The following is a 22,388-nucleotide window of genomic DNA, read 5'->3' as shown; positions in this document are numbered from 1 at the left end:
ATTTCTCCCTTCTTATGAAATAGCCAACACTAATGGTGACTCAATTTCTTGAACTTTATTTTGCTCCGTGTTTATAGCACTCATAGTGTCCCTGATGTATTTTGAAATTTCCATATCATCTTTATAATAATGTAACAGTGCTTCATTAGTATATTTATCGCTAAGCGATAAAATATTCAAAATCTCATCTTGCCCCAATCCCTTATTGTGAAGATATCCGATAGCATTGATTCGCACATGCCAGTTTCTACTTGTAATTTTTTCTTTAATTAAGTGTCTTACCAACGGCTCATCATAATGTTTTAAAGCTTGAATAGCAAGGAGCTGCTCTACCCAAAAAGTTTCCTCTGCTTGTAGAAGCTCAGTAAATATTTTCTTTGCCTGCTCATTAGGATATTTTGCAAAATATCTCATTGCAGCATATAAAACCTCATCGTCAACTTTTCGATTTCTCAAAATATCAAGACAAAGTTTATCTACATTTGCACCTTTTAATCTAAAGTATGTCAACAAGCTGTCTTGTGTCAAAGCTGAATATTTATAAAAATCGTCAATTATTAAGGAGTTAAGTCTGTCTGAATCTCCATCAAATTTCAACAATCCATCAACAAATAACTTGCTGTGATAAAATCCATTTTTCTCGTTTACTTTTTGAATTGCAACTGACATAAGATAAGGATCTGCAAACTTGTAGATAGCATTCATAGCATTAGAGAAAATATATAGAGACTTGCTATCCAAAAATAATAAAAATTTCGAATAAAATTTTTCATCATACTTTTCTTTTTCGTAGTCAAAACAAGACACCACATAGGCATAGTATGCCTGTTCATACTCGTTTTTGTTTAGATAAATATCAATTTTGTTTAAAATGTAGGGTCTTATTTCAACTTGGATATTTTTTTTATATCTTATGGTGCGTTCAAGCTCATTTTGTAAAATAATTAGATTTTTAGTTTTTTCTATTTTGTTTTCTAGAAAATCTTTCAATTTGTTACTCAAACCTACTGCAGGATCATAATTCTGCAATTCAATTTGTATCATATTCTTTAATTTGTTCTTTTGTGGATGAAATTTTCGATTTTTTAAATTTTTAGTAATCAAAAAAACAACATCAAACAATAGTAACATCGCACACACAAAGATATAAATTTCGATTATTATATTCACAAACTTCCTCCTTACTAATAAAAATCATCAGGTATAACTCAATAAAATTTCAATTATTGCTCCAAAAGTCCTGAAGTATATAATAAGACTCTTTTAATCGTTCATGATATTGAGGGTTTTTTCCAAGCTTCACGAGATTAAATGGTTTCATTTCTATTGTATTGGAATCGCTCCCTAGTCCTACATTTATTTGATCAATTCTCATGTGCTCTACCCCATAATATTCATAGTAGTCATCATGGATTTTCATTTGAGATGGATCAGAAAAATTAAGTAGTTGCCAAGGAATTTTTATTTCAACAAAATCACTTCCAAAAGAAAAATCAGCCAATGAGTTGAAATCATCTGCTTTGGGGTTTGCATTACCATAAGTTAATTTTCCAGTTTCATAAGATTTTGATAGACTATAATATGTCTCTCCTTTCGTAAAATCTAACATAGAAAAAGTAATGGGCACCCCATTATTAAAGTAGTTAAACTCATTTAAAACCAATTTGATTTTATCAAATTGCGCAGAATCTTTTGCAGGAATATCTTCATACTGATTGTATGAGCGAATCAACTGGCTACCATAAATAGCATTCGTTGTATTATAACGCTCCTGTACCCATATCCTACTCTTGTTTTCAGTATCTATTTCAATCATAAAATCAGTGGAATGTGAGGTTTTTATTTTATACTTATCCATATACTTGCTTCCACTTTTAGGAGTTATATCCAGCGGTATATACAATTTATCGAGATTTGGATCAAAACCCTCTTTTTCAGCGAGTAAATATATGAATTTTTCGTCATATTTCATAGAAAGTCTATATCCCTCGTCTTCATCAACAATATCATCTTCTTGCCAATCGGATTTGTCCCCATCAACATAACAAATACTCTTATCTTCTCCAGGGTCAAAAGATAGTAAACCAAAAGTTTGCTCGTTTGTCTGATAATCACTCCAATAAATAGATTTATTCAAATCAACAAAAGCAAATGTATTCCAAGTTCGCTTAAACCACTCGTCCTGCCATACAAACACAATCCCCCCAGCGCAATCAGAACTTTTAATTTCCTGATAAAGTGAAACCAGTGCATCTCCCTGCTCTTTTTCACTCATATAGCCTTGGTTTCTACCTAGTTCTTTATTATTCTCATAAGATGCCATTCCGCGGCTCGATGGAATCCCAAACTCCGAAATAACCACAGGCATCTGATGGTGCTCTGTCAATTTTTTCAAATAAGCAAGATAGGTATTTTCAGTTGTTTCATCCACAAAATACATATATTCAGGATAGTAAGGATATATATGATAAGATGCATATTGCCCAGATTTAAAACTATCGCTTGATTTGATATGATCCATATCAATTTGTGCAAATTTTTGAACTTCTAAGGCCACATTTTCAGGATATTCAAATGGATCTGTTACAGGCCAATTTGAAAAAGCTAATGTACGCTGTTTGCCGTATTTCCTCGTTTCATAGTCAATCATTTCATCGCCTATCATCGCTAAAAATATCTCAAAATTGTTGGCATTTTCTGTGTATAAATACTTACCTTTAAACTGGCCCAGTTGTGGTCCGGTTTTGTTTGTAAATGCAACGATATCCCCTTCCCATTCAACTCCTATGATATATCCATATACCCAAGGCGAAATATCTGTTTTATAAGTTTGGGAACCTGCATGATGGAGCTTTGAATTCTTGTGTCTCCCATTAATTATATCCACAACATTTTTACAGCTATTTAAAAATTCATTATAAAATCTGTCATCAAATGCATTCCGGTGAGAGTTTAGAAGGTAGTCATCTACCCAAACTCCATGTATAAGGTAGAGCGGTTCTGAGTTATTGTGATTATACTCATAAAACGCTTCGTAAAAATCTTCATGAGCTATTGTATATGTACGGATAACATTCGCTCCTAAATCCTGAATCTGCTTAAACCATCGTAAATATTCTTCTTTGGTGATTGCGTACTCAGTTGCAAATTTCCCTGGCTTTCCAAGGCCCAGATTTACTCCCCTGATATCAAATACTTCAAATCCATTACCTTTATCAATCCACAATTTTTCATCTTCTGATTTTGTGAAACTGCGCACCTCTCCAGAATTAGGCAAATACATGTCTCCATTATAATAAACAATATAATCGTAGGAAAAATAACAAAAAATACAAATAAATACAAAGATTAAATATTTTTTCATTACTATTTACCAACTCCTTCTTTAAAAGCTTTATTTATAGAATCGTGTGCCAAAGAATATAGATTTTGGATATTTTTATCCATATACGAGCCTCTTTCAACGATTATTTCTTTTAACTGTTTCAAAGCTTCTTCATAGGTTCGGGGATTTCTCTGCGTTGGCAATAAAAGATCATATTCTTTAGAAAAGCTATATCCCCATTTTGCATTATTTCTCTCTATCGCTGGACCTAAATAAGCCACTGTTTCATCAATATAATCAAGTAGATATTCATCACTTAGATATGTTTTTCTTAGCTCTTTGTATCTTTTTTCAATCTTATTTACAAACTCAGTATCCTTCAAAAGATACTGATACCAAATTTTATCTGTCATCATAAAATAATGAGGTTCTGACATTTCAGGAGTATAATTGTTAAAAGCCGAGTTGAAATCCCAGACTACAAGCTTCATTTTACCTCTTATATCTTTATACAAATATGTAGATAATCTTCCTGAATCTGAGTTCATAGCAAATTCACTTATGATAAAATAATCTACAAAAGATTCTATATCAAGGAAAGAAGGATATCCCCGCTTGGGGTCAGAAGAATCAAAAGAAACCAATGCCTTCTCAAATTGTGAAATGTCATTTTCAATATAACTTTTTTGAGCAGTTGTTAGAGTTTTACCTGGATATATAATTTCCAACATTCCACTGCCTTTATTTTTAGCACCATTTCTACCTGTATAAAAATTGAATGTATTTAGTGCATAGAAAGGATCATCGCTGCCTACATCAAAACTCAAGATATAAGACGTAGACATAACATCAGGATCCGTTTGAGTAAAATCAATTCGTCCGTCATCGTTATATTCTATTTTTTCGGTAAGTAAGTATAAACCTTGATATTCACCATTTAAAAACATTTCGCAAAATCTAACATTAGGGCTGTAGTCCATAATTTCTCCCGCAAGATTGTAGCATAAGTAATTTCTAATCAGTGTTTTATCCATGTATGGGCCATGAAGCACCCAATCACTGTCTGCAACCATTCCAGAAAGAGATATTTTTTTATTATCTACTAGATTATTCTCTTTGAATTTCAATAAATATCCTTTTTTTTCAAAACTTCTTGAACTTCGACCTCTAATACGAATCAATGCTTTTTCTGTTATAGCAGGTATATCTTCCAAAGCATTATCTTTTATTTCGCTGTCATAATATTTTATAGTAGAAGATACCATTTCATCATTTCGCTCTTTATTCGCATTTTCATCCACACTATATGGGCTATGTATTGGAGCGTCAGTAGTAATATTTATTAATGGCAAATGAGTCGAGAAATTATTATTTGTAGATCCTTTAGATGATATATCTGTGACATGATTTTTGTGTTGATGGTAACGATTTTTCGGTAATTCCAAATTTTCAAAGGCAACTGATGACAGCATAATAAAAACTATACAAGATATAAAGATTAGTTTATATTTCATATTAATCACCTATGTAATCTCATCATTTTGAACGACAATATTTGAATATTCAATATCCCCAAGTGCATATAAAATATCTAAAATTGTTCTGTTGGCGCGTTGTTCATCAAGTGATTTTTTTGTTTCTATCTTTTCTGCCTTGTCTAACATGTTTTTATTAATCTCATAAATCAACTCAATTTTATCATAAGTGCTGTTTTTAACTTTTAACATAGGTGCTATAGGAAAATAATCAAACATCACTTTACGAATATCTTGTTCTAATAATCGAGATCCTTTTACGATAATTAAAATACGATTATCGTTTTTCACCCGGCCAAAAAACATCAGCATTAGAAATACAGCAGCACTTCCCACCGACGCTACAGTATAATCTCCAACTCCAGAGCAAATCCCCACAATTATTGTCCAAAAAATATAAATCGTATCTCGACTGTCTTTAATAGACGTACGAAAACGAATAATAGATAATGCACCTACCATACCCAGAGAAAGCGCGATATTATTGCCAATTACAGTCATTACTGTTGTTGTTAAAATAGTAAGTGCAATCAAAGTAATGTTGAATTTTTGACTGTATACTGTGCCTTCATGGGTAAATTTATATGAAATATAAATAACTATACCCATTATTGCAGAAAAAGCAATTCGTATTACAATATCTTCAAAATGAAGATTACCGCTGCTATTGATCAAATCGTAAAAATATTTATCCATTGTTTTCTCCTAAAATTTTATAAGTATAATGGGTATCCTACCGAACGTCCCAGGCAATATTTACTCGAAGATACTGATCTCCTGTCAACGCTGGAAATCATATCTGAAATATAACTAAGCATAAATTGATTATATTTCACCTCAAATATAACATTATTAACATCAAGAACTGGATGTAGCAATAAATCTTCGTTAAATAAATCAAAACAGCTTTCATTTGCTCGGATATTGCTATCAAAAGTAAGTCTAATTTGATTTTCTTTTGCCATAAATGCCTTTCGTTTATATTCAACAATCGTCTTTGGTTTGTAACACTCCATGCACATAATACTGTATATTTCATTTGCAAAATCGCTGTTGTAACCAAGCAAAACAGATATGTCCCCCACAATTAACCGATTTGCATCTTGTTTAGAAATGGTTAAAGATCTTTTCTTTTGAAACACACCTTGTTTTTGTTTTAATTCGAGCTTTGCTGTTTGATCATTTGGGTCGTAAATTCTCAAGCGGATTTTTCTACGCAATTGCTGTTCATTGATTTTATCAAAAAAATCTTTATCATCAATAGTATCAAAATACAAAGAGCGTACCATATAACTGCCATCTTTTGAAAATTCATCTTTATGCATTAGCTGTTCTAGTTTATTAGAAAATAATAAAGCTTCATTCCATTGAATAGAATATTTTTCTTCCCTACGCAAAACTGTATTCATATCCCCCCCACAATAATATAACTCTACTATTAAATTTTTTCCATGTATGATAATATTCTATCATATTAATTTGACAAAATAAACATAATTAAGCGTCCCGATTACTTTTAATAATTTTCACACAAAAACAGGCCTCCATCAAATGGAAAGCCTGCCTTATTATTCAAAACTGAATTACAGTCCTAATTCTTCTTTAGTCTCTTTGAATGCTCTAAGTGCATTATCAAGATCTTCTCTTGAATGTCCTGCTGATATCTGAGTTCTTATTCTAGCTTTTCCTTTTGGAACAACCGGGAAGAAGAATCCTACAACATAAACGCCTTTTTCAAGCATCTTTTCAGCGAATTTTTGAGCAAGAACTGCGTCTCCAAGCATTACAGGGCATATTGGATGCTCTGATTCTATTACGTCAAGACCAATCTTCTTGATTTCATCTCTGAAGTATTTTGTATTGGCTTCAACTTTGTCTCTAAGCTCTGTGCTAGCAGTCAGCATCTCAAGTACTTTGATTGTCGCTCCAGCTATTGCAGGTGCAAGAGTATTTGAGAAAAGGTAAGGTCTTGAACGCTGTCTGAGAAGATCGATTATTTCTTTTCTTCCTGAAGTGTATCCGCCGCTCGCTCCGCCAAGAGCTTTTCCAAGAGTTCCTGTTATTATGTCAACTCTGTCCATACAGTTTCTGTATTCATGAGTTCCTCTGCCAGTCTTTCCAACAAAACCTACAGCATGGGAATCATCAACCATTACAAGTGCATTGTATTTGTCTGCAAGGTCACATATCTTGTCAAGGTCAGCTATTATTCCGTCCATTGAGAAAACTCCGTCAGTTGCTATAAGCTTAAGTCTTGCTCCGTCAGCATCTGCCTGCTTTAGCTGAGTCTCAAGATCTGCCATGTTATTGTTTTTGTATCTGTATCTCTTAGCTTTTGAAAGTCTTACTCCATCTATTATAGAAGCATGGTTAAGCTCATCTGAGATTATAGCGTCATTTTCTGTAGTTATAGTCTCAAAAAGTCCACCGTTTGCATCAAAACATGAAGAGTAAAGTATTGTATCTTCCATTGCCAGGAATTCAGATATTTTTTGCTCAAGCTCTTTGTGGATTCCCTGAGTTCCGCAGATGAAACGAACTGAAGAAAGTCCGAATCCCCACTTGTCATAGCTGTCCTTTGCTGCCTGGATTATTTCCTGATTGTTGGAAAGTCCAAGGTAGTTGTTTGCGCACATATTTATTACACTTGTCGCTTGTGTAGTATCTATTACACTCTTTTGAGGTGTAGTTATTATTCTCTCTTCTTTCCAAAGACCTGCGTCTTTGATTTCCTGAAGCTGATCTTTGTATATTTCTACCGATGATTTGTACATTTTTTTCCTCCTGTATTCAGTTAACTATATCCAGTTAAGAACAACTTTACCAGAATTTCCTGAGATCATTGCTTCAAACCCTTTTTCAAACTCTGTATAGTGGAACTGATGAGTAACTATTGGTGAAAGATCAAGTCCTGACTGAAGCATTGCCTGCATCTTGTACCATGTCTCAAACATTTCTCTTCCGTAGATTCCCTTGATGAACAGACCGTTAAATACAACCTTGTTCCAGTCTATGTGTGTTCCAGGTCCCTGAATTCCAAGCATAGCTATCTTTCCGCCGTGTATCATGTTGTCTATCATAGAATTGAAAGCTGCGCCGTTTCCTGACATCTCAAGACCAACGTCAAATCCCTCTTTCATTCCAAGCTCTCTCATCGCATCTTCAACTTTTTCTTTAGATACGTTTACAGCCTTGTTTGCACCCATCTTAAGCGCAAGATTTAATCTATATTCATTTACATCCGTTACTACTATATTTCTTGCTCCTGCATGTCTTGCTATTGCAACAGCCATTATTCCTATTGGTCCCATCCCTGTTATAAGAACATCTTCTCCTACAAGATCATATGAAAGTGCAGTATGAGTAGCATTACCAAATGGATCGAATATGCTTAGAATTTCTTCAGGTATGCTTTTGTCACAAAGCCATACATTTGTAGCAGGTATAGTTGCATACTCCGCAAATATTCCTGTTCTGTTTACTCCAACTCCTTGAGTATCTTTGCAAAGATGTCTCTTTCCAGCAAGACAGTTTCTACATTTTCCACATACTATGTGGCCTTCTCCTGAAACGATATCTCCAACCACAAGATCTTTTACCCCTGGTCCAATTTCAACTATTTCTCCAACAAACTCATGTCCGATTGTCATTGGTACAGGTATAGTTGCCTGAGACCACTCGTCCCATTTGTATATATGCACATCAGTTCCACATATTGCAGTTTTGTGCATCTTAATAAGTACTTCACCTTCTTGTACTTCTGGTTTTTTTACATCTTCAAGCCACAGTCCTTTTTCAGGCAGTCTTTTTACTAAAGCTTTCATCATTTCCATAAATATTACCTCCTGGTTATTTAAAAGACATTTTAAGTTATAACATAATTTACTAACTAATGTATCTATTAATTTCACTTTTGTTTTTTATTATTGAGTAAATATGCTCTTTTGTATATTGTACGCTTACATTGTAAGAATTGCAAGTGTTTTCTCGCAAATAAGAGCTGAATTTTGCCCTGATTTAGTCTATATAAATCTTGACTTTTTCTATACGCTTTCCAACAACCTCAAGGACTTCAATTCGTAAATCTGCGTACCTCACCTCTATTTTCTCATTATTAAGTGGAATCCTTCCTATTAGATTTATTATAAATCCACTCAGGGTTTCATATTGATCTACAGGAAAATCGGCATCAAACAAGGTGTCGACTTCATCTAGAGTTATCATACCGCTTATCTCGTATGTCTTTTTATCCAGCTCTACTATTTCAATTTCTTCATCATCGTATTCATCTTCTATGCTTCCCACAATTTCTTCAAGCAGGTCTTCGATCGTTACTATTCCTGCCGTTCCCCCATGTTCATCGATTACAACGGCTATATGTGTTCTTGCTCGCTTCAGGTCTATAAAAAGTTTGTCAATCCGCCTCGAAATAGGAACAAAAAAAGGCTTTCTCAATATATCTCCTATTTTAATTTCCTCATCATAGTCCTTACTGATTAGAGGAATCAAATCTTTTACATACAAGACTCCTATTATATTGTCTATATTTTTTTCATATACCGGTATGCGAGTATATTTTTCTTTTTCTATTATTTCTATGACCTCTGCCATCCCTGAATCTACAGAAAAGCTTACTACGTCCATACGATGAATCATTACATCCTTAGCAATCTTATTGTTAAATTCAAAAATATTGTTTATCATTATTTTTTCGCTCTCATGAATAGTGCCTTTTTCCTCGCCCACGTCTATGAGCATACGAATTTCTTCCTCTGTCACATTCTCCTCATGTTCTGCGGGGTCGATTCCAAAGAGTCTTACAAAAAAGTTGGTCGAAGCCATCACCAGTCTTAGGAAGGGGTGCATGAGTCCAGATAAGAACATGAGCGGATTCACGACAAAAAATGCTATTCCCTCAGATTTTTTCATGGCAATTCGCTTGGGCACGAGTTCTCCAAGTACAAGTGTGAAATATGAAAGAACAATTGTAATAAGTATGACCGTGATTACCCTAAGCAATTCCTGGGCCGAGGTCCACCCCAGACGCTTTACCACTTCTACAACCGGCTGCGCAAAACTTTCCGCAGCAAAAGCACTTGCCATAAATCCTACAATCGTTATACCAATCTGTATGGTGGATAAAAACCTGCCTGGCTCCGCAAGCAGCCTGACCAGTTTTTGGGCCTTCTTATCCCCTTCACCTGCCATCATCTTTATCTTGTTATCTTTTAGAGATATGAGTGCCATTTCCGACGCGGAAAAAAACGCATTTATAGCAATCAGCATTACTAAAAATAATATTTTACTAATCAAAGTAATCGCCCTTTCTTAATGAAACATCCAGAAATATTAAGCCGTTTTTATATACATACCCATCTTTGCCAATTAGAAAAAGCCCTCATTAAGAGGGCCCTATATATGCTACAAAATACCTTTATCCAAGAAGCTGCCTTATTACTCTGTCTATCAGCACTGGAGTTCTGTTAAACAGGTCTTCCATGTATACTCTTTCAGTATACTTGTGAAAATCCTTGCCCCAGGGTCCTATGTTTAAAACTGGAATTGACAATTTTTTTATTGTTTCCAGAGGGATATAGTATATATCTTCCCACATAAGCATGTTCTCTTCAATATATCCTATGTTTTCACTGTCAGCTTCAAACATGGCATAGCTTAGATCAGATATCCCTGTAAAATAATTCTGCACAAAATAATCCTGATTCCATTCTTTTTTTGCAAATTTTACAAGGCTCTCAACAGATTTATTTATCTTTGCACATTTTTCAGATACCATATCGTTATTTGTGTTTGGATAATATGGGGGTGCCAGAGCTATTATAACTGCAGGCGATAAATCCTTTACAAATTCCAGAGTTTTTTCTATTATCATGTAAGCTCCATCTATGATAGAGAGTTCATTCTTGTTAAATCTGAGTTTTACTTCTTCCATCAGTTTTTCAATGGCTAGAGTAAAATCTTCTCCAGAATCTCTTACTGCTTCCTTATAAAGGTCTCCATATAGTTTTACATTAGGTTTCCAGGTCAAATCTTCTAATTTTTTGCCTGACATTTCCTGATATTTTTTGTAACTGTTTTTCATGTCACTGATAACTTCTTCAAATGCCTGATAACTGAGGTCATACAACTTGTCAAATATCTCCTTGGGAGGCTTGTCCAGAGTCAATATACTCATATATCCTGCCGCTGCTATCGGCAGTGAAACATCATATACTTGCTTCTGGTCCTTCATGTAAAGCCAGGTAGGAGGAGGCGTAGTCGTGTTTCCCACTGTTTGTATAAAATCTGGGTTGAGTTCAGTTTTTCTGACTATTGCTGACAATAGATTTATCGGGTTAAAACCTCTAAATACCTGGCCTACGTGTGCGAGTTTTCCCCTTACATACACTACCGGCATTATTTTTCCTACAGATCCATCATAAATAGTGGCTACTTCTTCTGTATCTCTCTCATGAGGCTCTACGTTAAGCATGAGAATATAATTTAGATTATGTTTTTCTTTTAGTTCATCTAATAATGAAACCGCGCCTCTCATTCCCGCTGACAAATTTTCTTCATCAGGCAGTCCAAGTAAAAGCAGGTTCCCCTTAAAATCCTTGTCTTTTGTATATTCTTCAAGTAAAGACAGATGAATCGCAGCCCCACCCTTCATATCTGCAACACCTCTGCCAAACAGCCATTTGCCACTGTCTAAATCCCTTTTTACATGTTCATCCAGATCTATATTTCCTTCTTTATATTTTTCAGTTATATCATAAGGTCTGTACGCCAGTTCCTGATTTACCCCATAATCATCTGTGTCTACAGTATCAGTATGATGAATAAGCACTATAGTGTCCTCACCCTGTCCTTTAAACAAAGCCCATGGAACCTTTCTGCCTAAATGGTCTCCTTTAATTTCATAAAATCCACAATTCTCAGGATGGTTTTTAAAGTAGTCCACTTTTTGAAACCATTTCGTAAAAAATTCAACATTATTGTTTTCCAATGAAGTACCGGTATGAGTTTTTGTAGCTATATAATCCAGCAGATTCCGCTCAATTGCTTGTTTCAAATCCATCGTTTTCTCCTTTTCCTAAAAATACCTTCCATATGATTCTATCACAGAAGGTATTTTAAATTTAACTATTTAGTTGCTTCAATACTCTGATTTTCGTCCTCTTCATAAAATACTTTGAAATTAGGGTCTACCTTACCAATACCCATGTATCTGGCCTTATAATCCTTTAACAATTCTATGAATTTAGGAGATAAGATTACCAGTGCCACAACGTTGGCAAAGATAGGCAGTGCTGTAGAGGCATCCGAGAATACCCATACTACCGCTCCCGGGAATTGGAAGTAAACTGCGATAAATACAAGTGCCAAACTTGGGATTGGATACAGCCATTTATAAAGGCCTAAGACTAAATCCTTTCTCTTATTCTCACCTATAAGGTATCTTACAATAACTTCCATCTGGGCATATATACCAGATGATGTTGTAATACCAAACAAGAATACTCCTACAGACAGAATTATTCTGGCCGGCATGCCCATGCCTACTTCAAAAGCGGAAAGCGTTAATGTTGCTCCATCAAGACCAGATGACCATTGCCCTGTTACTATTATAACCAAAGCTGTCATAGTACATATTACAATCGTATCCACGAAAACTTCGAACACTCCAAGTATACCTTGTTTTATTGGATGGTCTACCTTTGCCGAAGCATGTATCATTGGTGCAGAGCCCCAGCCAGCTTCATTACTGAATACCGAACGCGCCATACCCATCTTTATAGCCTGAGAGAATGCAGCTCCTACAAATCCACCTGTTGCTGCTGTTCCGGTAAATGCATTTCCAAATATCAATCCAAATGCGTGAGGTATTTGATCCATATATTTTAACAGGATGAATATTCCCCCACCTAAATAGAATAAAATCATAAATGGTACTATTTTTGCAGCCGTCTTGCCCAGAGAAGGAACTCCCCCTGCAATAAGCAGATAAAGTAATATAGTATATATTACTCCTACAGGAATAAGACCAATCCCAAAAGTATTTCCAATTGCTTCAGAAACAGTATATATTTGAATATTTATAAAGAATCCTACCATAAATCCAAAGGCGAAAATAGCACTTAGTACTTTAAATACTTTTTTCATACCCTTTTCCTTGCCAATCCCTTTTTGCATGTAGTAGTTTGGTCCTCCATATGCAGAACCATCTTTATTTCTCGATCTATAATGGACAGCCAGTGATATTTCGGCCATTTTTATAATCTGTCCAAATAGTCCAGCTATCCACATCCAAAATATTGCTCCAGGTCCCCCAACTGCTATGGCAGTTGCAACTCCACCGATATTTCCAACTCCTACAGTGGTTCCAAGTGCTATACTCATAGCTTCCAAAGGAGATAATACCCCGTCGCCTTTTTGATCGCTCTTTTTTTCAAACAGCTTTCCCCAGGCATTTTTTAGCGAGTAACCCAGATATCTGAATTGAAAGAATCCTGAACGAACTGTAAACCATGCTCCCGCTCCGAGTACTACTACGACAAGAGGTACACCCCACAGATAATCCCAAACAAGTATTTCCAGAAAAGTTAAAAACATTTTATTACCTCCTGACTAGTGATCCGGGTTAAAATCTCAGTGATAAACAGCTTAATCCTCCATCGAGCTTTTTATACTCTGATGTGTCTACTTCAATTATCTTGTATCCTAAATCTTCAACAGCCTTCTTTACCTTTGGATATCCCATTGGTACAAGTACATAATCATTCATCCAGATGCAGTTTGCTGCATAGCCCTCATCACTTGGAATAATTACCTTGTTGAAGTCTTTGAACATAGGATCTTCTATAAACTCTCCCGCTATCAAAAGATTATTATTTTCCAGATATGCCAGACCTGTCTTTAAATGAAGCATTTCATTTAGAGGTACTGCCGTTCCGTCCAAACCATATTTTCTAAGGAAGCCAATAAACTGCTCAGCCCCTTCTTTATTAGTTCTGGCAGATATTCCCACATAGAAATGATCTCCCACCATCATAACATCTCCACCATCAACTGTTCCTGGAAATTTTATTTCTTCAATATTCTCATAGAATTTTTTCACAGCCTCGTGAATTGACACTTGTTCTCCATTTCTTGAAGCAGCTCCCGGATTACAGATGATTGCACAGTTTCTGGTAAGTACAGCAGTATCTTCCACAAAACAAGAATCTGGGTATTCTTCCAGCGACTCAACTACAGTAACTTTTACTCCGGTTTTCTTTAATGCCTCAACATAAGCATCATGCTGCTTTAATGCATTTTCATGATCTACCTTACCCAAAGTTCCTGGTCCTATTCCATCAACCATTGATTTTCCCGGTCTTCTAACTATTGCATTCTTAAACATAATAATTCCTCCTGTTTTTATATTAAAATTTTTATATGATTTTTTATATTGATTTTTTTATAATCTTGTTACTGGTAAAGTAAGGCAAGTAGGTCCGCCTGTTCCTTTAAAGGAAATATCATTGCCTCCATACTCAAATACCCTTGCTCCTGCTTTTTCAAGTTTTTCTTTAGTCTTTGGATTTCCAGCTGGCATAACGCATAGTCTTGGTGCAAGAGCCAGTACATTAGATCCAAGATTTGCATATTCCTCATCATAAACTTCTATTAATTCTATTCCTCTTTCAATCAGTTTGTCCCTGAATGATACCGGCATGAATTTAGAATATACAACAGCCAGATCCTTGTCCACCATACTTATAACAGACATTAAATGAAGACACTCATCAGGTCCATCTCCATGAGGAAGCTCAACTACTATAAATTCATCAACTATATCTTTAGTCATTTCTCTCAACTGTCTGATGCCTTCGTAATTAGTTCTATATCCTCTGCCCACAGCAATAGTCTTTTCATCCAACCAGACAACGTCTCCGCCTTCCATAGTTCCCTCGCCAGTTATCTCACCCAGTATTGGAACTCCTAAGCTTTTAAGAAAGTTTTTTGTAGCTCCAGATTCTCCTCGTCTAAGTTCCTTTCCAACAGTGAACATTATTGCACCTTTAGATGTAATTTTACATGTATCATGTGTATATATAGAATCAAGTCCTGTATTGTCATCTTTTGGCAGATAATTTACATTTTCTACATTCGCCTTGATTATCTCTTCAAATGTTTTGTATTCCTCCAGACTCTTTTCATAATCAGGACAAGATACATAATTATATGCTTTCCATTTTTCATCCAGATTTTTTTGACTTATAAATGCATTCTCAGGATGTTTAATAATAATACTCTTTATTTTTCCTACCATAGACTGACAACCATATTGCATTTCATTACCTCCTTGTGATTCTATCAAGTTAAGTTAAACAAGCTTTAACATCGTGCATATTGTATACAATATACAGTGTTTAGCCATCTTATCACGAATGTTCTGAATATTCAATGCTTTTTTTAAAAAAAATAATACTTTTTTTATTTCTATATTTCGTATACAATATACTAGAGACATTGATTTCACAAGGAGGTATTTATAATGAATTATATGAGTTTAAAAGATCATGTTTATGACTATATTTCGGAAAACATAAAAGACGGGAGCCTTAAACCCGGTGATAAGATAAATGAACAACATCTGTCAGACAAACTAAACGTCAGCAGAACCCCCGTAAGAGAAGCCCTGATACAGCTTGCTGCAGAGGGTTTGTTAGAAGCAGAGCCTAGAAGAGGGTTTAGAGTAAAACCTCTAATTCTCGAAGAAGCCAAAGATCTGTATCAGCTTATAGGCCATCTAGATGCCATGGCAGCTACATTATCTTTGGATAATATGACAAAAGAAGATATTAAGTTAATGAAATCACTTCAAGTTCAGATGAGTAAGGAAATTGAGTCTCAGGATTTTGACAAATACTATAAATTGCAAATAGATTTTCATAATGTTTATTTGAGGAAATGCAGCAATAAACAATTGATAACTATGCTCGAGCAGTTAAAGATGCGATTTATAAAAAGAGGATATTCTGACAAAGACAGTGATAGATTAAGTGATGTTTTTCATGAAACCAATTCCCAACACTCGAAAATAATAGAATTATTTGAGTCAAAAGATGCAAAAGCACTTGAAGAGTTTTTAAAGGAAAAACATTGGAGCATAGATTATGCTGATTTAGATGTAGTATAAACATAAAGTATATTATAGATAGTAAGACAAAAAAATCACCCGAAAAGCCAGATCAGTTAAACTGAATGTGGCTTTTCGGGTGATTTTTATCAAATTAGTTAAAGAATTTCATAAATTTGCAAGTTGCTGCAAGTTAAAGTCCAAGTATTTCTCTTGCCTCTGCAGGTGTTGCTACCTTGTTTCCTGCAATCCTTACTATGTCTGCCGCTCTTGTTACAAGCTGAGTATTTGACTCTGCAAGCTGACCAGCTGCATAATAAACATTGTCCTCCATACCTACTCTCAAATGTCCTCCCATTGCAACAGTTGTGAGCATTATAGGCACGTGGCCGTTTCCGATTCCAAGAGCTCCCCATGTTGAGCCTTCAGGGATAAGTCCCTTGAGGTAAACAAGGTTCTCGATTGTAGCTGTCGATCCGCCTGCTGCTCCAAGCACAAGCTGGTAGTGACATGGCGCCTTGAGGAAGCCTTTTTTAAGATAATAAAGCGAGTTGTATATCATGCCTGCATCAAATATCTCTATCTCAGGCTTTACTCCTGATTCTTGCATAGTAGTTCCCAGTTCTTCCAGGAATTTTGGATGATTTATGAAAAGTCCACTGTGCATCCAGTTCATTGAGCCGCAGTCATATGATGCCATTTCTGGTCTGAGCTCCTTAAGGTGAGCCTGCCTTGTCTCGTCTGTCGCATTGAGGTCTCCTGAAGTAGTGCAGTTGATTATTATGTCGCAGTCCTCGTAGGCACGGATAAGATTTACCGTCTCTCTGAATTTTGCAGTATCCATCGTTCCATTTCCTTCATCATCTCTCATGTGAAGGTGGCATATCGCCGCTCCTGCCTTCCAGCATGCGTATACATCCTCAGCGATTTCCTTTGGAGTCATCGGTATGTTAGGATTGTTTTCTTTTTTTGGCCAAGCTCCTGTTGGCGCAACCGTGATTATGGTTTTTTTAATTGACATTTTCAAGCACCTCTCCTGATTTAATTTCTTCCGTATGGAAGTCTTTGTTGTATTTGTGTTCATCTACCTTTGAAATAAGCGCGATGTTAATTAGTATAAGCACTATGTTTACTATATATACGCCTCTGAGGCTTCCTGTGAGTGCAATAGATGCTCCGCTGAGCGCAAAGTTCATCGCTGTTATAAGTCCTTGTATAGGGAATATTACGCTGTTTACTTTTTCAAATCCATGACGTCCAAATATAGCTGCAGGAAGAGAAGTCGTAAAGTTTGCGGATCCTCCTATTGCCATTCCTATCATAAATATGGAAACATATACAAGCGGCATAAATTCTGTTACGTTGCATGCAAGCGCAACCGTATACCAAACTCCAAACACAAGCATGGATTTTTTAGTTCCCCACTTTTGGTCTATAACTCCAAATCCCCACGAACCAATTACGCCAATACATGCAAGAATTGTCATTATACTTACTGCCTGATTAAGAGTAAAACCAAAACTCATATTTCTAACTACAAGCTGAGTCATTATTCCAACCGTAACAAGCTGGTATATCCCAGTTGTCGATGCTGCAAGCCATAGTTCTTTCGTTCTTAAAAGTTTGGATGTAGTCCATCCACCATCAACAGATGAATCACCTGTAAAATACTCTTCCTCATACTGCTTTTTAGTAGAATCATCTGGATACTGATTTTTATCCCTTGGATCATTTCTTATAAATACCGCACCTATTCCACCAAGTATCATTACTCCAATAGCTGGTATCATAACTCCCTGAGCAAGTCCCCAAGCTCCAACAGTAGTACTGATTAGCGGTACATAAAATGCTGACGCCAGGTTGTGTCCCATAGTAGTATATCCCATTACGATTCCCTTTTTCTTTGGGAACCATTTTGCTACAAGCGTTCCTCCGGCTATGTATCCACCAGACATTGAAGCTCCTGTAACAAGGCAAAGGCAAACTGTATATCCTACAAGTCCGCCTGCAAGTCCAACTCCTATGTATGAAACTCCTGCAATTACCATACAAATTGCCGAGGTATATCTAGCTCCGATTTTTTGGTTAATTTTTCCAAATATAATAAAAAATATAAATCCTACAAGCCCCGCAACTGTTCCCATACTAAGTACAGTCGAGTACTCTATCCCTGCTTTTGCTGCAAAAGCGGGTGCTACAATGTTGCTTCCGTCATTAACCATTCCCACATAAAACCAGAACATAGCTGCACAATAAATTATAACTCCCCAGCTTGATTTACTAAACTTAACAAGAGATTTTGAATTGTCTTTATTTGACATATAGTTAAACTCCTTTTCCTATTTATATTGTAGCATTTGCCCTGCAAGACAATCGCAAGGCAAATGCTTTATAATTTTACTAAAATCCGCCGTAGTTATAAGTTCTTTCTGGCACATCATTAAGCTCATCTTCATCTATTTCTGCAACGCATCTTACCATAGATCCGTCTCCCATGTACCATCTGATTGGGAAGCAGTTGAATCTGAATCTTTTTCCAGAAACTTTATCAAGATTTCCACCAAGATTTTCTACCCCAACGATTCCGTGACCAAGCATCTGCTTGTGACATGGCTCCCATGTTCCCCAGCATCCAATCTCTTCAAGATCTCCAAATTTTGCATCATATGCTTCTTTTCCGTGCATTTTGATATACTCATCTTTGTCGAATTCAGCGTATGCTTCTTCTCCAAATTTTTCTTTATATTCTTCTGTAATAGGTCTTCCTGATGATCCAAGAAGGTTAAGACGAGTTGCCCCATTATTACCCATTGCAGTGTGAAGTGGATGATCAAGAGCTTGCATATCCATAGCTACACATTTTACCTTATTTTTTACAAACCATTTTCCCGCTTCAACTCCTGTACCACATGAATAATGATAGTAATCTTTTGAGTCATCAAACTTGCGATGCATTCCTGTATTAAGGCATACAACCATTCCCTCAAGTTCTTCAGGCTTTATGTTTGCACGTTTACATGCATCATCCAGGTGTTCAGGAAGTATAAGTCCCCATTTTTCGATATTGATTTCCAGACAAACAGCATCGCCTGTATAAGCATCTACTTCCATCTCATGAGTGTAACGTGCACGTCTTCCGTCAAATTCATATTCCATTACATGACGGGGAGCATCACAATGTGTTCCTGTATGCTGAACGCAATCTATTCTTTGAGTAAGAACTCCACCTTTTGCAAGTGAATGCATTGAATCGATAACCGGCTTTACAAAATATGGCCATCTTGGTATGTCAGCGCTGAACGGATGTGTTAAATCAACAAATACTGTCTTTCCCATTTTAATATCCTCCTGGTTTATGTTTAAATTATTTAATATAAATATTAACTGTCTAATATAGCATGTCTATAAGATACTCAGTTAAATCATTTTTCGATTTTTTAATATCCTCAGTTGTCCAATTTTGAAAACCACTTCCTGTTTTAAATCCAAGTTTTCCAGAGTCTCTAAGTTCTCTAAGCAGAGGAGAAGGCTCCTTTGATGATTCTAAATCTCTTAGTATATAGTCATGAATGTTGAACGTAAGATCAGTACCCACCATATCTGCATTTTCCATAGGTCCCAGCTGTGGAAGCCTAAGTCCAAAGCTGTATTTTACAGCCTCATCTACAGTAGCTGCATCAGCTATTCCATTTTCAACTATAGAGATAGCCTCTCTCCAAAGTGCGTGCTGCATCCTGTTTGCAATAAAACCTGGAACATCTTTTTTACAAAGAACTGGCTTTTTGCCCGCTTTTTTCAATACATCCATAGTAAGCTCAATTACTTCATCACTAGTGTACTCAGACTTTATTACCTCTACAAGAGGAATCAGATGTCCCGGATTCCAAAAGTGAGCTCCTACTACTCTTTCCTTATTAACGCATTTTGCTGCAATTTCTGTAGGGCTCATAACAGACGTGTTAGTTGCCAGGATAGCATCCTTTCTGCAGTAATTTTCTATTTCAGCAAACAGGTCCTGCTTGGTCTGCATTACTTCAGGAGCACATTCAATTATAAAGTCTGCGTTCTCTGTAGCTTTTTTTAAATCCGTTTCAAATGTTATTCTAGAAAGAATCTCTTTTTTTTGCATTTCGTCTATTACATCACGACTTAGCATAATATCCAGATGTGCTATTATAGGGTCATACCTGTCATCTTTAAGAGTTCTGGTTCTTAGCGTAACACTTAGATCCGGAGACATTGCAAATACCATCGCAAGGGCATTTCCCATCATCCCTGCTCCAACAACCGTTACATTTTTTATTATCATATTCCCTCCAGAAAAAGCATTAATTTGCCCAGTATCCACCGTCAGTCGCAAGATTTGCTCCTGTTATAAAATTACTTGCAGAAGAAGCAAGGAATATACAAGCTCCAGCAAAATCACTCGGCTCTCCAAGTCTTCCCAGTGGAATACGAGTAAGGAATTTTGTTTTTGCGGTATCATCATTGAACATCCACTCAGTAAGCTCACTTCTGAATACAGTAGGGTTTATAGTGTTTACATTGATTCCATGCTCCCCCCACTCACATGCAAGCGATTGAGCCATAAGATCTATTCCAGCTTTTGCAGTACAGTATCCAGTGTAGCCTTTCATTCCAGCCTTACTTCTTGCAGAAGAAACAAGAATTACTTTTCCGCCTTCACCTTGCGCTACCATCTGTGCTCCAACGTATTTTGCATATAACCAAGTTCCTTTTACATTCGCATCCATGATCTTTTCCCAGTCTTCAACAGACTGCTCAAGAATTGGTTTTGGTGCATTAAATCCTGCCGCAGTAACAAGTATATCTACTCTTCCAAACTTTTCAACAGTATCTGCAATTACCTTTTTAACATCTTCTTCATTAGAAGGATCTCCCGTGCAATAAGAACACTCTATACCTGCAGCAGTCATCTCTTCGTAAAGTGCTTTTAGTTTTCCTTCACCTCTACCTGTAAGCATTACCTTTGCACCAGCAAATCCATATCCTCCGGCAACAGCACTTCCAAGCGCCCCTGCAGCTCCAGTAACTATCGCTACTTTTCCGCTTATATCAAACATTTTTTCTACAAAAGCTTTTTCTATTCTCATCTTAATTCTCCTGTTCATATATCTGAAAATTTACCCCCCGGTCAAATTTCCCCTGACTTATTTTATTATTTTGGATAGTTTATTATAACCAGCATGCTCGCTGCCTTGTTGCTCTCGTTTATAAGGTGTCTTCCCTCATTTGGCGGGAATGACATAGAATCTCCTGCCTGAAGCACATATTTCGTGCCTTCCTTGTCAGTCACGGTCATCTCACCTTCAAGCATGTAGTATACCTTCTCCAGAGGATTGTCCTCATATGCATACTCCGCTCCTCCTCCAGGAAGGAATGTTGAAATCCCCATCCAGAAATTCTCAGCTCCGGTCTCTTCCTTTCCATGAATCCTCATTGCCGTCATCTTGAAGTGATTTGCAGCATCATAAGGCTTGAGGTCTGCCAAAGTTCTCTTAATCATCTTTTCTCCTTTCAAAAATACATCATACTATGTAGATTTTTTAAATTTATGCACAACGTTTTCTTTGTTAAAAATAGTATAAACTCTACCCAAAAATACCGCAATACGAACAATTTTGTAAGCCAGTAACCTATTGGTAAGCACTGACCTTTTTGTAACTTCGCTGTAATTGCAGTATTTACGATGTTTTGGTCATCTGCAACACCCTAAAGTTATCAAATTAACAATGTGAAAAATTTAAAAAATTTTTTATCCAGAAAAAATATAGACCCTTGGCACCGGTTTCCGGAAGGCACAATCAATTTGAATCCGGGCCTAAAATATGGTATAATAAAAGCACTATAATAGAAGAAACAGGAGGCGCTCATTATGAATTCGGAAGATTTCAAGAATCCGGTCAACCCATATCACTATATAACGCACTGCATCGGCGGAAAGTGGAAAATGACCATACTCCATCACATACACACACACGGCAGTATAAGATTCAACCATACGCTCAGGACCCTTCCCATATCAGAAAAGGTGTTCAGCCATCAGCTGAGAGAGCTGGCAGAAGACGGCCTGGTTGAGCGCATACAGTACAACACTATCCCACTCAAGGTAGAATACGTGCTCACTCCCCTTGGAAAAGAAATCATCCCGGCGCTTGACATCCTGTATATATGGAGCATAAAACAGATGGACAAAAAAAATATCCCAATAGACCCGGATGCCTTTTTAGTTCATATGAACGACATCTACGTATCTGAGCTTGAGGATATAATGAAAAAAAATGGGGCTGTCGGAGAATGACGTTTTTTGACCCCTAAACTTTAATAATTAAAAATCCTAGATTATTCAACATCTACAAAAATGTAGAGCACTGAATAATTT

General features: G+C 36.2%; 20 protein-coding genes. 2 read left to right on the top strand and 18 right to left on the bottom strand.

The window, feature by feature from the left end; genetic code table 11:
* Positions 1-12: 12 nt before the first annotated feature.
* The 12 genes from G558_RS0104920 to G558_RS0104865 form a co-directional block, all read right to left on the bottom strand.
* Complete coding sequence (locus tag G558_RS0104920; RefSeq protein WP_028829186.1) at positions 13-1,170, bottom strand: hypothetical protein; 1,158 nt, start codon at positions 1,168-1,170, stop codon at positions 13-15.
* Between the two features lie 49 nt (positions 1,171-1,219).
* Positions 1,220-3,364 (bottom strand): hypothetical protein, encoded by a 2,145-nt coding sequence (locus G558_RS0104915; protein WP_028829185.1) that lies wholly within the window; start codon positions 3,362-3,364, stop codon positions 1,220-1,222.
* 2 nt (positions 3,365-3,366) lie between these two features.
* The gene (locus G558_RS12390) at positions 3,367-4,839 is read right to left on the bottom strand and encodes a CotH kinase family protein (RefSeq protein ID WP_051188474.1); all 1,473 of its coding nucleotides are present in this window, start codon (positions 4,837-4,839) and stop codon (positions 3,367-3,369) included.
* Between the two features lie 9 nt (positions 4,840-4,848).
* A complete protein-coding gene (locus G558_RS0104905) occupies positions 4,849-5,556 on the bottom strand; it encodes a DUF4956 domain-containing protein (RefSeq protein ID WP_028829184.1) in 708 nt (235 codons plus the stop codon).
* A gap of 17 nt (positions 5,557-5,573) precedes the next feature.
* On the bottom strand, positions 5,574-6,269 hold the full coding sequence (locus G558_RS0104900; protein ID WP_028829183.1) for a polyphosphate polymerase domain-containing protein: 696 nt from the start codon (positions 6,267-6,269) through the stop codon (positions 5,574-5,576).
* A gap of 174 nt (positions 6,270-6,443) precedes the next feature.
* Positions 6,444-7,634 (bottom strand): glycine C-acetyltransferase, encoded by a 1,191-nt coding sequence (gene kbl, locus G558_RS0104895; RefSeq protein ID WP_028829182.1) that lies wholly within the window; start codon positions 7,632-7,634, stop codon positions 6,444-6,446.
* Positions 7,635-7,658: 24 nt separating this feature from the next.
* The gene (tdh, locus tag G558_RS0104890) at positions 7,659-8,693 is read right to left on the bottom strand and encodes an L-threonine 3-dehydrogenase (protein WP_330363801.1); all 1,035 of its coding nucleotides are present in this window, start codon (positions 8,691-8,693) and stop codon (positions 7,659-7,661) included.
* Positions 8,694-8,877: 184 nt separating this feature from the next.
* Positions 8,878-10,173 carry a hemolysin family protein gene (locus G558_RS0104885; RefSeq protein ID WP_028829180.1) on the bottom strand — a complete coding sequence of 432 codons (1,296 nt, stop codon included), beginning with the start codon at positions 10,171-10,173 and terminating at the stop codon, positions 8,878-8,880.
* Positions 10,174-10,294: 121 nt separating this feature from the next.
* Positions 10,295-11,938 carry a M20/M25/M40 family metallo-hydrolase gene (locus tag G558_RS0104880; protein WP_028829179.1) on the bottom strand — a complete coding sequence of 548 codons (1,644 nt, stop codon included), beginning with the start codon at positions 11,936-11,938 and terminating at the stop codon, positions 10,295-10,297.
* A 65-nt stretch (positions 11,939-12,003) separates the two neighbouring features.
* Positions 12,004-13,473, bottom strand: coding sequence for an alanine/glycine:cation symporter family protein (locus G558_RS0104875; RefSeq protein ID WP_028829178.1), 1,470 nt, complete (start codon positions 13,471-13,473; stop codon positions 12,004-12,006).
* Positions 13,474-13,501: 28 nt separating this feature from the next.
* Positions 13,502-14,263, bottom strand: coding sequence for a dimethylarginine dimethylaminohydrolase family protein (locus G558_RS0104870; RefSeq protein WP_028829177.1), 762 nt, complete (start codon positions 14,261-14,263; stop codon positions 13,502-13,504).
* Positions 14,264-14,320: 57 nt separating this feature from the next.
* Positions 14,321-15,196: a dimethylarginine dimethylaminohydrolase family protein gene (locus G558_RS0104865; protein ID WP_028829176.1), complete on the bottom strand. Its 876-nt coding sequence runs from the start codon at positions 15,194-15,196 to the stop codon at positions 14,321-14,323.
* Positions 15,197-15,400: 204 nt separating this feature from the next.
* Between G558_RS0104865 and G558_RS0104860 the strand changes: the two genes are divergently transcribed.
* Positions 15,401-16,045: a GntR family transcriptional regulator gene (locus G558_RS0104860; RefSeq protein WP_028829175.1), complete on the top strand. Its 645-nt coding sequence runs from the start codon at positions 15,401-15,403 to the stop codon at positions 16,043-16,045.
* Positions 16,046-16,178: 133 nt separating this feature from the next.
* On the opposite strand, the gene G558_RS0104855 is transcribed toward G558_RS0104860, so the two are convergent.
* The 6 genes from G558_RS0104855 to G558_RS0104830 form a co-directional block, all read right to left on the bottom strand.
* A complete protein-coding gene (locus tag G558_RS0104855; protein ID WP_207636198.1) occupies positions 16,179-17,006 on the bottom strand; it encodes a BKACE family enzyme in 828 nt (275 codons plus the stop codon).
* Entirely contained in the window at positions 16,996-18,306 is a 1,311-nt protein-coding gene (locus tag G558_RS0104850) for an MFS transporter (RefSeq protein ID WP_028829173.1), read from the bottom strand. The genes G558_RS0104855 and G558_RS0104850 overlap by 11 nt, the downstream gene beginning before the upstream one ends.
* A gap of 79 nt (positions 18,307-18,385) precedes the next feature.
* Positions 18,386-19,321, bottom strand: a complete 936-nt coding sequence (locus G558_RS0104845) for a cyclase family protein (RefSeq protein ID WP_028829172.1) — start codon at positions 19,319-19,321, stop codon at positions 18,386-18,388.
* Between the two features lie 52 nt (positions 19,322-19,373).
* Positions 19,374-20,294 (bottom strand): 3-hydroxyacyl-CoA dehydrogenase family protein, encoded by a 921-nt coding sequence (locus G558_RS0104840; RefSeq protein ID WP_028829171.1) that lies wholly within the window; start codon positions 20,292-20,294, stop codon positions 19,374-19,376.
* 19 nt (positions 20,295-20,313) lie between these two features.
* Positions 20,314-21,099 carry an SDR family NAD(P)-dependent oxidoreductase gene (locus G558_RS0104835; protein ID WP_036931616.1) on the bottom strand — a complete coding sequence of 262 codons (786 nt, stop codon included), beginning with the start codon at positions 21,097-21,099 and terminating at the stop codon, positions 20,314-20,316.
* A gap of 65 nt (positions 21,100-21,164) precedes the next feature.
* On the bottom strand, positions 21,165-21,512 hold the full coding sequence (locus G558_RS0104830) for a cupin domain-containing protein (protein WP_028829169.1): 348 nt from the start codon (positions 21,510-21,512) through the stop codon (positions 21,165-21,167).
* A gap of 369 nt (positions 21,513-21,881) precedes the next feature.
* Here G558_RS0104830 and G558_RS0104825 point away from each other — a divergent pair, with 369 nt between their 5' ends.
* The gene (locus G558_RS0104825; RefSeq protein WP_028829168.1) at positions 21,882-22,307 is read left to right on the top strand and encodes a winged helix-turn-helix transcriptional regulator; all 426 of its coding nucleotides are present in this window, start codon (positions 21,882-21,884) and stop codon (positions 22,305-22,307) included.
* The last annotated feature ends 81 nt before the right edge of the window (positions 22,308-22,388 follow it).

The sequence above is a fragment of the Proteocatella sphenisci DSM 23131 genome (assembly GCF_000423525.1).
GTDB classification, from domain to species: domain Bacteria; phylum Bacillota; class Clostridia; order Peptostreptococcales; family Filifactoraceae; genus Proteocatella; species Proteocatella sphenisci.
This window is presented reverse-complemented; position numbering and strand designations above follow the sequence as displayed.